Annotated in this window: 6 protein-coding genes; all 6 read left to right on the forward strand. The window is 45.2% G+C overall.

Annotated elements, in window-relative coordinates; all coding sequences use genetic code 11:
* Positions 1-138 precede the first annotated feature (138 nt).
* The 6 genes from O59_RS16085 (at position 139) to O59_RS16110 (ending at position 12,432) form a co-directional block, all read left to right on the forward strand.
* Positions 139-1,764: an alpha-glucosidase family protein gene (locus tag O59_RS16085; RefSeq protein WP_040393182.1), complete on the forward strand. Its 1,626-nt coding sequence runs from the start codon at positions 139-141 to the stop codon at positions 1,762-1,764.
* A gap of 337 nt (positions 1,765-2,101) precedes the next feature.
* Positions 2,102-4,906, forward strand: coding sequence for a TonB-dependent receptor (locus O59_RS16090; RefSeq protein WP_007644514.1), 2,805 nt, complete (start codon positions 2,102-2,104; stop codon positions 4,904-4,906).
* A gap of 106 nt (positions 4,907-5,012) precedes the next feature.
* Complete coding sequence (locus O59_RS16095; protein WP_040393185.1) at positions 5,013-6,854, forward strand: glycoside hydrolase family 13 protein; 1,842 nt, start codon at positions 5,013-5,015, stop codon at positions 6,852-6,854.
* 83 nt (positions 6,855-6,937) lie between these two features.
* Positions 6,938-8,848: an alpha-amylase family protein gene (locus O59_RS16100; protein WP_050977093.1), complete on the forward strand. Its 1,911-nt coding sequence runs from the start codon at positions 6,938-6,940 to the stop codon at positions 8,846-8,848.
* 22 nt (positions 8,849-8,870) lie between these two features.
* Positions 8,871-10,385, forward strand: coding sequence for a tryptophan halogenase family protein (locus O59_RS16105; RefSeq protein WP_040393188.1), 1,515 nt, complete (start codon positions 8,871-8,873; stop codon positions 10,383-10,385).
* Positions 10,386-10,512: 127 nt separating this feature from the next.
* Positions 10,513-12,432 carry a glycoside hydrolase family 13 protein gene (locus O59_RS16110; protein WP_232283103.1) on the forward strand — a complete coding sequence of 640 codons (1,920 nt, stop codon included), beginning with the start codon at positions 10,513-10,515 and terminating at the stop codon, positions 12,430-12,432.
* Positions 12,433-12,700: the final 268 nt, after the last annotated feature.

A 12,700-nucleotide genomic window follows, 5' to 3' on the forward strand; every position in this document is an offset into this window, starting at 1 on the left:
ACGATAAATATCATCACAGCGATCTGCATACGTATGTAGTCACTTGGCGAAAAAACAGTGCTGGCGTATGTTGATATCACGCAATACAAACACTTCACGGGTGTTTGTGAAATCAATATAAAAACTGAGACTTCTGTAATGACAACAACTCCCTGGTGGCGCGGTGCAGTGGTATACCAGGTATACCCACGCAGTTTGATGGATGCCAATAACGATGGCATTGGTGATATTCCCGGCATTATCAGCAAGCTCGATTACATTGCGAGTTTGGGGGTGGATGCGATTTGGGTATCACCCTTTTTCAAATCGCCCATGAAGGATTTTGGTTACGATATTTCTGACTATCGCGATATAGATCCGATTTTCGGTACGCTTGCAGACTTTGATGAATTAATTGCCAAGGCGCATGAGCGCAACATCAAAATTATTATCGATCAGGTACTCAGTCACACCTCGGATCAGCACGCCTGGTTTACTGAAAGCCGCGAATCGCGCGATAACCCCAAAGCCGATTGGTATGTGTGGGCAGATCCACTGCCCGATGGCACACCGCCCAATAACTGGCTCGCTATTTTTGGCGGCTCTGCCTGGGAGTGGGAGCCACGTCGCTGCCAATATTATTTGCACAACTTTTTAAAAACCCAGCCCGATTTGAATTACCACTGCGATGCAGTGCGCGAACAAATTTTGCAGGAAGTAGAATTTTGGTTGAAGCGCGGTGTTGATGGCTTGCGTCTGGATGCCATTATCTTTTGTTTCCACGATAAACTGCTGCGCAGCAACCCCGCCAAGCCGGAAGCAGAGCGCCGTGGTCGTGGTTTCCGCGAAGATAATCCCTATGCCTTTCAGCGTCACGTATACGACTGTGATCGCCCGGAAAATTTGCAGTTTTTAGAATCGCTGCGCACATTAATGGATCGCTACCCAGGCACTGTTACACTGGGTGAAATTGCCTCGGAAGATTCGCTCAAAACCATGGCCGAATACACCGCCGGTAATTCGCGCTTGCACATGGCTTACAGTTTTGAATTGTTGGTGGATACCTTATCCGGCTCTTACATTCGCGAAACCGTAGAAACCCTGGAGCAGAATTTAGCGGAAGGTTGGCCCTGCTGGGCGATTGGCAACCATGACGTGGTACGTTTTATGTCGCGCTGGGGTGGAAAAGAACAATCTCCGCAGTTAGCAAAAACCTTGAATGCCATGCTGTTCTCACTGCGCGGCAGCGTGTGCAGTTATCAAGGTGAAGAGTTGGGTTTAATTGAAGCGCCCATTCAACAGCACGAATTGCAAGATCCTTACGGCATCACCTTCTGGCCGCGCTTTAAAGGTCGCGATGGTTGTCGCACACCTATGCCCTGGAATCACACAGAAACCTACGCTGGTTTCTCGCAAGTAAAAACCTGGCTACCGGTTCCCTCGGCGCATAAAGAGCAAGCGGTGAGCCTGCAAGAATCTGATCCGGCTTCTATTCTCAATGCGTACCGCCAATTTATGAATTGGCGCAAGGGCCAGCCTGCATTGCGTTTGGGTGATATCCAATTTATTGCTGACGGTGTGAATTATTTGGTATTTACCCGCAGCTATGGTGATGACACTTTGCTATGTGCGTTTAATTTTTCCGCACAAGAAAATCTCATCCATTTAGATGCGGCGTATCAACTAAACGCCATAGAAGGGCACGGTTGTACAACGCTTGCCGGGCAATATGAACGTTTGCCAGTGCCTGCCTATGGCACGGTGATCGCGCGCTTGGCGAAATAAGGTTTTCATTCCAATATTCTGCTCCGGTTTTCTTTTAAAACGCTCTTCAAACATCAGTGTTCGGTCAATGCAGAGGGCTTCGGCCCTCTTTTTTTATCTTAAAAATTAATCACCGCCTTACGCTGTATTCAAAAACTGCAAAAAGGTTTCATAAAGAATGTGAATGCATACGTATGCGGTGGTTTGAATACGTATGCATTCTATTGTGAGTGTCATCCCCCTGCGCCTACTATCGCCGCAACGACAAGTTTGTATCGCTTTACGTGTATAGCGTAAGGACGCTGTTGTTATTACACACAATCTTAAAAATAAGAGTAGTTTTCCGCGGAGAGAATTCATGAAGAAACAAACCTTTAATCACGTACTCGCGATGGCGGCCACTATGGCGCTGGTGTCGGGTTCACAAGTTGTTTATGCACAACAAGGTGCTAATTCACAAAGCAACGCTACTGAAAAAGACATTGAAGAGGTAGTAGTAACCGGTTTCCGTCAAAGCGTGCTTAATGCCCTCGATGCAAAGCGCAGCTCCGATACGGTTATTGAAGCAATTTCAGCAGACGATATTGGCGGCTTGCCCGATGTTTCGATTGCCGACTCTCTCTCCCGCTTGCCTGGTGTCACTTCTGTACGTACTGGTGGCCAAGCGAGTGAGTTAAATATTCGCGGGATGAGTGGTGATTTTGTATTTGCAACCATGAATGGTCGCGAACAAGTCAGCACCAGCACCGGCCCAATTGCCGGTCGTAAAATTGAGTTTGATGTATATCCATCAGAATTGATTTCACAAGCGGCAGTATACAAATCACCAAAAGCGTCCTTAATTGAAGGTGGTGTGGCTGGTTCGATTGAGTTAACTACAGTAAACCCGCTCAAAAACTCAAAAGAACATTCATTTAATGTGGGTGTACGCGGTAGTTCAAATAGCCGCACCTCTGAAGTTGAAGACGCGATTGATTTTGGCCATCGTTTCAACGCTTCTTATCAAGGTAAGTTTGCAGATGAAACTATCGGTTTTGCGCTTGGTTACGCCAAGTTAAGTGCTCCCAGTGTTGCAAACCAATATATTGGTTTGAATTACAATGGCCAGCGTAATATTGATGCCGATGCTGACAACGAATTTGTTAGTGAAGGTATGGAAATGCAGCAGCGCGGTGGTGAAGAGCAGCGTGATAGTTATTTAGCGACTGTTGTTTGGGAGCCTAATGAAAGCTTCACATTGAAGGGCGATGTATTTAATACTAAAGCTGACTCAGAAGCATTTGCTCGTGGCTTCCGTGTAAAAACGTTGCACTCTGAAAATACAGTTATCACTAACCCGGTAATTGTCGATAACAATATGATTGGCGGTACTGTCTCGGGTGATGGCACTAGCAATTTTGCAGTGTTTACCGTTAACGACAATGACTCACGTGAAGCTGAAGTGTTGTCTTATGGTTTGAATGCTGAATGGCGTCTCAATCAGTGGACTGTCAACGCTGACGTTTCTTTCTCTGAGTCAGATGGCGACTTCCAAAATGGCGGCACTCGCGCGTTGTTATATAACGATACCAGCGTTGCCAATCCAGTGCGCTCGGCAGAATCGATCACCTATATCAACAAAGGTTTAAAGCCCGCCGATTTCTTTGCTAGTCAGGATTATACTAATCTGAATCGAATTGCATTGACTGAGGTTGGTCAGTGGCCGTTCATCACTCACAATGAAATCAATGCCCAGAAAATTGATGTGAAGTACGAAATGGATACACCATTCATTACTTCTGTTGAAGCGGGTATTCGTAACTCTTCGCGTGAGTACACTGGTGCACGTGGGCAAGATGGTTACGGCTCTGAGTTCGGCAATCATCCATCACAATTCCCTATCGCTTTGACTGACGATATGGTTAAAGTTGTTGAGTTCGGTGGTGACCTGAAAGGTATGCCAAACTTCTTCGCAATTGACTTCGATGACGCTGTTGCAGCTGTAGAGGCCGCACGTGGCCGCGATTGGAATCCGGTTGCAAACTGGGAAAACAACTGGACTATGATTCAGTCTGGCACTGTGACTGAAGACGTACTTGCCGCCTACGTAATGGCTAATTTTGCAACTGAATTGGGCGCTACACCTGTTACCGGTAATTTAGGTGTACGTGTTGTAGAGTCGGATCAGTCCAGCGATGGTTATTTGCAAATTGGTGCCGGTGCTGGTCAGCCTATTACCGACGAACGCGGCGTGGTTAGTAATGATTATGTGACCAACACAATGGGTCAAAAATATACTGATTACTTACCATCTTTGAACTTGAATTTCCAAATTACAGATCAAGATAACATTCGTTTTGCTGCGGCAAAAGTAATGTCTCGCCCACCCGTTAGCCAATTAAAATCAGGCGCAGGCTCGTGGATTGATGGTGAGGACAGATTTAATGCGTGGGGCAATACCAGTCCTTTGCTTGATCCGTTTTATGCAAATCAATATGACTTGTCTTATGAACATTATTTTTCTGAAACCGAAGGCGCAATCGTTGTAGCGTTGTTCCGTAAAGACATCGAATCTTTTATTGAGCAAATTACGTTGCGTGGCGTTGACTTCGAAGCCTTAGGTTTTAACGTGCCGGACATCAATCCTAATACTGGCAACCCATTGCAGCCAGGTGGTGAATATCAAACTGCATACAACAATACTAAAGGCGGTTACATCCAAGGTATTGAGTTGGGTTATACACAGACGTTTGATTTCTTGCCTGGACTTTGGTCTGGCTTGGGTCTAAGCAGCAGCTATTCTTATACAGAAAGCGATGTAGAACGCATAAATAATCTTGGTGGTGAGGAAAAAGACATTGGCATGCCCGGTCTTTCTCCAAGCAACCTAAGTACTACATTGTTCTATGATTATGAGGGATTCTCTACTCGTTTGAACTATCGCTATCGTGAAGCGTTTGTTGCGAACCAGGTCGCTGTCGAAACTCAGGAAGTTTTCTATGCCGATGAATCAGTTGTTGACTATCAAGCCTCTTACGAATTTGAAAGTGGTCTTGAATTGGTATTCCAGGTCAATAACTTGACGGATGAACCTTCCAAAACCTATTTCGGATCAGAGGCTCAGACTGGCTCTATTCAATACTTCGGTCGTCAATACTTCTTTGGTGTGAACTACAAGATGTAAAGGTCAAATGACTTTGTATTGACGAATCACCCACATGGCCTTCCATGTGGGTGATTTTTTATTTGGTTCACCCTTTTCATGCATCGTTACAAAAAGGATAAATAAAATGAAAAAACTCATCCTATTCATATCACTCCTTTGTGTATTGCCAGTAATGGCACAGGGAGCCGGGTTAAAACGCATAGAACCCGCCAACTGGTGGGTTGGCATGAAATACAATCAAGTCGAATTACTGGTGCATGGCGATAATCTCGGTGCAACTACCCCTGCCGTGAACTACCCTGGCGTAAATGTTATCAATATAAAAAAATCCGATAGCCCGAATTATTTATTTGTCACTATCGATATAGCAGCAACTACAAAGCCGGGAAAATTCCCCATTGAATTTATGCGCGATGGGAAAATACACAGCCGTGTTGATTATCAATTATTGGCGCGTGAAAAAAATTCTGCGCAACGTCAGGGGTTTTCGCCCAAAGATGCCATCTATTTAATTACGCCGGATCGTTTTGCCAATGGCAATACCGGCAACGATGCTATGCCTGGTATGTTGGAGCAACCTAACCGTGCCTACAAAGGCGGGCGCCATGGAGGTGATATTGCGGGGATGGAAAAACATCTGGATTACATCGCTGCGATGGGTTTTACCCAAATTTGGCCCAACCCGCTCACCGAAAACAATATGGAAAAATATTCCTACCATGGTTACGCCGCAACGGATTTATACCAAATCGATGCACGTTACGGCACTAACGAAGAATTCAAAACTTTTGTACAAAAGGCACAGAAAAAAGGTATTGGAGTTATTCAGGATATAGTGCTGAACCACATTGGCTCCAACCACTGGTGGATGAAAGATCTGCCTGCAAAGGATTGGTTAAATTTTCAAAACATTCCAGTATTCACCAATCATAACCGCACCACAATTCAAGACCCCTATGCGGATCCACGCGATAAACGTCGGTTTGTGGATGGTTGGTTTGTTATAACTATGCCTGACTTAAATCAGCGCAATCCACAACTCGCCAATTATTTAATTCAAAATAGTTTGTGGTGGATTGAATACGCCGGGTTGAGCGGGATTCGTGAAGACACCTATGGTTATGCTGATCAGGAGTTTTTGTCGCGCTGGGCAAAAACCATTATGGATGAATATCCCAATTTTAATATTGTGGGCGAGGAGTGGAGCACCAATCCCGCCGTGGTTGCGCACTGGCAGCGCGGTAAAGCGAATGCGAGTGGTCATGTTCCCCATATTCCCAGCATGATGGATTTTCCCATTCACGAAACTCTACGCGAAGTGCTGCATGAACCTGAATCTTGGGATAAGGGTTGGGTGCGCTTGTATGAAATGTTGGCGAATGATTTTATTTATCCAGACCCCTTTAATCTGGTGATCTTCCCTGAAAACCACGACACATCGCGCTTATATTCTTACTTGGATGAAGATATAGATCTATTCAAAATAGCTATGGTTTACATGGCCACTATGCGGGGTATCCCACAATTTTATTACGGCTCGGAAGTATTAATGACCAGCCCACGCGAGCGTGATGATGGCGCTGTGCGAGCTGACATGCCTGGTGGTTGGAAAGGTGATAGCAAAAATGCATTTACCGGTAAGGGATTATCCGCCGAAGAGCGTGATGCGCAGAAATTTATCAAGACCTTATTAAATTGGCGAAAAAACTCTGAGGTTATTCATCGCGGAAAATTGCGTCATTATGCGCCTGAACAGGGTGTTTATGTTTATGTTCGTTATTTGGATGCAAAAGCGGTAATGGTGATCCTCAATAAGAATGCCCATTCCGTAACCCACCACTTTCTTGCTTACAGAGAATTTGTAGACGGCAAAAAAACCGCCCGCGATGTCCTTACTGGCAAGCAGGTAAATTTGCGTGAGAGTTTACAAGTTGCTCCGAAAGGCTCATTGATTTTGGAGTTTTGATTTGTCCGCGAATTTTCAGTTAGCTGAAAATGTCGATTCGGGTTCGCTTCAGTGGCGAGCCTTTTTTGAGAGGTTTTTTTGTGATGAACGATATTAAAAAAATCGCCATGGGCATCGCCGCAATGGTCGCCTTGAGTGTCGGTATTGTTGGCTTGGTAGCCTGCAATCAATCCACTGATCGCGCGGAACAAACTCCCACACCAGTAGTGCACGGCAAGCCGGTGGTGTATCAAATATTTACTCGCCTTTATGGCAATACCAATACCACCAATAAACCTTGGGGGACTTTGGAAGAAAATGGTGTGGGTAAATTTAATGATATCAACGAGACTGCGCTTAAATCGATTAAAGAGTTGGGTGTTACTCACGTGTGGTACACCGGTGTACCGCATCACGCCGTCATTCGCGACTACACCGCTTTCGGCATTAGCAACGATGATCCTGACGTAGTAAAGGGTCGCGCCGGTTCACCTTATGCGGTCAAGGATTATTACAACGTTAACCCGGATTTAGCTGTTGACCCAGCAAAACGCTTGCAAGAATTTGAAGCGCTAATCGCCCGCACTCACGCGCAGGGCATGCGAGTTATTATCGACATAGTGCCTAACCATGTCGCGCGTCGCTATGAATCATTGAGCAACCCGCAAGGCATAGAGAATTTTGGTGCGCGCGATGATGTGAGTGTGGAATACCAACGGGACAATAATTTTTATTACGTGGTAGGCGAAGACTTCCGTGTGCCAGAAGCGCTAGGCAATTATCAGCCGCTGGGTGGCGATGCACATCCCCTAAGTGATGGCCAGTTTGATGAGAAACCGGCGAAGTGGACCGGCAATGGTTCGCGCTTGGCGCAACCAAAATTTGATGACTGGTATGAAACCGTAAAAATCAATTACGGTGTGCGCCCCGATGGCACCAAAGATTTTCCTGAATTACCCGCAGACTATGCGCAAAAAGATTTACTCGCCCACGCCCAATTTTGGCAGGGTAAGGATGTGCCGGATTCATGGATTAAGTTCCGCCAAATTGCGGAATATTGGTTGGCAAAAGGGGTAGATGGTTTTCGTTACGACATGGCCGAAATGGTGCCAGTCGAATTCTGGAGTTATTTAAATTCCGCGATTAAACAAAAAAATCCCCAGGCATTTTTGTTGGCTGAAGTGTATAACCCGGCCGAGTATCGCAATTATATTCGCATGGGAAAAATGGATTACCTCTATGACAAAGTGGAAATGTATGACGGCTTAAAAGCGGTAATGCAAGGTAAAAGCGGCACCGACGTTATTGCGCAGGTGCAAGCGGGCATGAGCGATATTGAAGAACACATGCTGCACTTTTTGGAAAACCACGATGAACAGCGTATTGCCAGCCCCGAGTTTGCGGGCAGCGCCGAAAAAGCCAAGCCGGCGATGGTGGTATCCACGCTGATTAGTCGCTCGCCGACCATGTTGTATTTCGCGCAGGAAGTAGGTGAGGCTGGCGAGCTGGATTCCGGTTTTGGCGACCCGTCGCGTACTACGATTTTTGATTATGCCGGTGTGCCAGCACATCAACGCTATATGAATGGCGGGAAGTTTGATGGTGGGCAATCTACTGCGAGCGAAAAAACGCTGCGGGAATTTTATCGTGAGTTATTAAATTTATCGCATCACAGCGCCGTAGCCGAAGGGGAGTATCGCGAGTTACACAGCCACAATATTTCAGCAGCAGGCGGTTATACCAATAAATTATTTGCATTTACCCGTGCAACCCAAACACAGAAATGGATTGTGATAAGCAATTTTTCAGGCGAACAAAGTGGACTGGTAAAATTATTATTACCTGCCGCTACCATAAAAGACTGGGCGCTGAATGAAACTGCCTATGAATTGTCAGCCAAGCTGGCCCACGGCTCACAATTTTCAACGCTAACAGTGAATGAAGACGTTGCCACTGTTGAACTTGAATTGGCAGCTTACGATTCGTTGGTTTTGGAAGTTGTAACAAAAAACTAATACATTCTTTGATGTGAAATTTATGATCAAAAAAATTGTAATTTTGGGTGGTGGTACTGCCGGTTGGATGGCTGCCAATATTCTTGCCAAGCGCTGGGCTAAATATTCCGTAGAAATTGCGCTAGTTGAGTCTAGTGATATCGGTATTATTGGCGTGGGTGAAGGGTCAACACCACAGTTAAAATCATTTTTTGATTATATGGAGATTGCCGAAGCAGAGTGGATGCCAGCCTGTAATGCAACTTATAAGACCGGTATCCGCTTTTGCAACTGGTCAACCAAACCAGGGTTTGAAAATTACTTTCATCCTTTTCCTGCGCAGCCGGATGATTATTCGGCACCTGCCTTTTTTTATAATTGTTTTGTGCGACGCAAGGGCGCTGATGTTTATGCTCACCCGGATAAATTTTTCCTGGCGACCTATCTTGCCAAACACCAGTTAGGGCCAAAACCTGCGCACCATTTTCCTTTCCAGCTAGGCTATGGTTATCATTTTGACTCTTCGCTGGTAGGGTTGTTTTTAAAACAACACGCGGCGAAGTTGGGAGTGGCGCACATAGATGCACGAATAACGGAAGTAAAACTGGATGCACAAGGATATATAAGCCATTTGTTGACAGAGAATCAGCAGCCTCTCGCTGCGGATTTATTTATCGATTGTTCCGGTTTTGCTGGTGTGCTAATTCAACAAGCGTTAAAAGTACCTTTTATTAACTTTTCTAGTAATTTATTTAATGATTCGGCAGTTGTTATGCCTACCGCTGCTGCTATGGATATAACCCCACAGACCACCGCTACTGCATTAAACGCCGGCTGGATGTGGAATATTCCTCTTGTTAATCGTATTGGGAATGGTTATGTCTACAGCTCGAATTATTTATCAGCTGATATGGCTGAGACCGAACTACGACAAAAATTGAACTTGCTAGATAAAGATGTCCCAGTACGACATTTAAAAATGAAAGTGGGGCGTTTGCAGCATCATTGGGCTAAAAACTGCTTGGCAGTTGGCTTGTCTCAAGGGTTTATTGAGCCGCTGGAGGCAACGGCATTGCATTTGGTGCAGGAAACAGTCTTGGGGTTTGCGGAAGCTATTGAGTTGGGGGATTTTACCGATCGTGAGCAGGCGAACTTTAATCGTTCTATTAACCAACGTTTTGAAGCAGTGCGCGACTACATTGTGTGTCACTATCGGGTGAACTCACGCATGGACACCCAATATTGGCGCGACAATGCTAATAACAATTCGCTTTCAGATTCCTTGCGTGAACTGCTACAGGTATGGGTTGGTGGTGGGAATTTAACTCAGGAAATTGAGCGACAGAAAATTGGTTGTTATTACCCATCTGCTTCATGGCATTGTTTGCTTGCCGGGTATGGCTTATTTCCAACACAGGATCAGCTTTCAGTCGGCAATGAAGTTGCTCATAAATATAAAATGGAAAATATTGAGAATTTTATTAGCCGCTGTGCATTAAACTTTAGTTCGCACCGCGAACAATTGAATGATTTGGTTGCGAAGCAACAGGTTATGTAAGCTCGTTTTAATAATTGTAAAGCCTCTTCCTGAATACGTATGTAGTGGATTGGTGGTGATTGGTTGGTTAAGTATTCTGCGTCGCGCACGTGCATAACAATAACCAATCAACCACCAGGATGTCTTTATGAGTCAGTCCACTGTATCGTCTATGTTTGTTCCCGTTCGTTTTGTTTTTATTTTTCCCTTTCTTTTTATTTTGTTGTGCTTCGGTATTGCCATTAGCAGTTTAGCCAATGCTAATCCCGCTAACTATCATCTCAAACATATAGAGCCCATGCATTGGTGGGTAGGGATGCATAATCCTGAATTACAAATTATGGTGCATGGAGAGGCAATTGCCGAGTTACATCCCAGTGTGAATTATTCTGGCGTAACACTAAAAACTGTCGAGCGAACCACGAATAAAAATTATCTGTTTATCAATCTGCATATCGCAACTAATGCAAAGCCGGGCAAGTTGGAGCTGCAGTTTAGCGATAAATCTGGTGTGCAATTGCGGGTTCCCTATGAACTGCAAAAACGTCGTACTGACTCTGCGCTGCGTGATAGTTTTTCTGCGAAAGATGTTATTTATTTAATTACCCCGGATCGTTTTGCCAATGGTAATCCCGCTAACGACAATCATTCATCGATGGTGGAAGTTGCGGATCGCACCAGCCCGATTGGGCGTCACGGTGGTGATATGAAAGGGATTCAAAACAATCTGGATTATATCGCGCGTATGGGTTTTACCATGATTTGGCCGACGCCGATGATTGAGAATAACCAAGCGGAATATTCTTACCATGGTTATTCACCTACCAATCTTTACCAGATGGACCCGCGTATGGGTTCCAATGAGGATTATAAAAACCTGGTAGCGGCCGCCCGTAAAAAAGGAGTGGGTTTTATTCAGGATATAGTGTTGAACCATATTGGCAGCGGCCACTGGTGGATGCAGGATTTACCTGCTGCGGATTGGTTGAATTTTCAATCCGGCTTTGTGCCCACCAACAACCAACACACCACCGTACTGGATATTCATGCGGCGCCGGAGGATATCAAACACTTTACCGATGGTTGGTTTGTGGAATCCATGCCAGATATGAACCAGCGCAATCCGTTGCTCGCGCGCTATTTAATTCAAAATACCATTTGGTGGATTGAATACGCCGATCTGAGTGGTGTCCGCGAAGATACTTACGCTTATTCCGACAAAGAATTTTTGGCGCGTTGGAGTAAGGCCTTATTGGATGAATACCCCCATTTAAATATCGTCGGTGAGGAGATGAATTCCAATCCGCATATTTTGGCTTACTGGCAAAAGGGAGTGGTTAATCGCGACGGTTATGTCTCCCATTTGCCAACATTAATGGATTTTCCGGTGGTGTATTTAATGCCGGAAGTGTTAAACGCGGAAGAAACTGCTAGCAGTGGGCTGATCAAGCTCTATGAAATGATCGCCAATGATTTTGTCTATGCCGACCCGATGAAGTTAATGCTGTTTCCGGATAATCACGATATGTCGCGTATTTATTCGCTGTTGCATGAAAATCTGCAATTATTAAAAACATCGTTATTGTTCACGGCAACTACACGCGGTATCCCCCAGTTTTATTACGGCACTGAAGTGTTAACCAAAAGCCCGCTCGTGCGTAACGATGGTTTGTTGCGCGCTGATTTCCCCGGCGGTTGGGCGGGTGACAAGGTGAATGGTTTTAGTGCCCAAGGTTTGAGTGCGGATCAGCGCGAGGTGCAAAACTATTTGCGCACCTTGCTTACTTGGCGTAAATCCAGTCGCGCCATCGCAGAGGGAACACTCACGCATTACATTCCTGAAAATGGTCACTATGTATATTTCCGCCGCTATGAGAAGGGGCAGGAACAGGAGCAGGTCATGGTGGTTATCAATAAAAATAAAACGGCCTCTGCGTTGGACTTAAACCGCTTTGGGCGCCTGTTGCAAGGGCGCAAAAATGGAGTAGATGTTATTAGTGGCAAGAAGGTGGATTTAACGAAACCGTTAACATTAGCCCCACTGGAATCAGTGGCAATTTATTTTTAATAACATTGTTTTGATTAATCTATTTACGATGGCTCGCCACCCTGTTGCCTTGGTGCACAGCGGTGGTGCGCTGTGATAGACCCCCATGCTCAAGTGTCGAGCCCCGCACAAAGTGTTACTTTTCTTCATGTTTTTTGCTTTTGCATACGTATGCAATTTGCGTTTTTTTATTCCTCATTTTTTGCATACGTATGTAGTTTGCGAATTAAATTTCTCGCTCATAGACTGATTAATAACACCCAGCAGTGTTTTTTCTGTTGGCGATATA

It is taken from the genome of Cellvibrio sp. BR, from assembly GCF_000263355.1.
In the GTDB taxonomy this organism is placed as follows: domain Bacteria; phylum Pseudomonadota; class Gammaproteobacteria; order Pseudomonadales; family Cellvibrionaceae; genus Cellvibrio.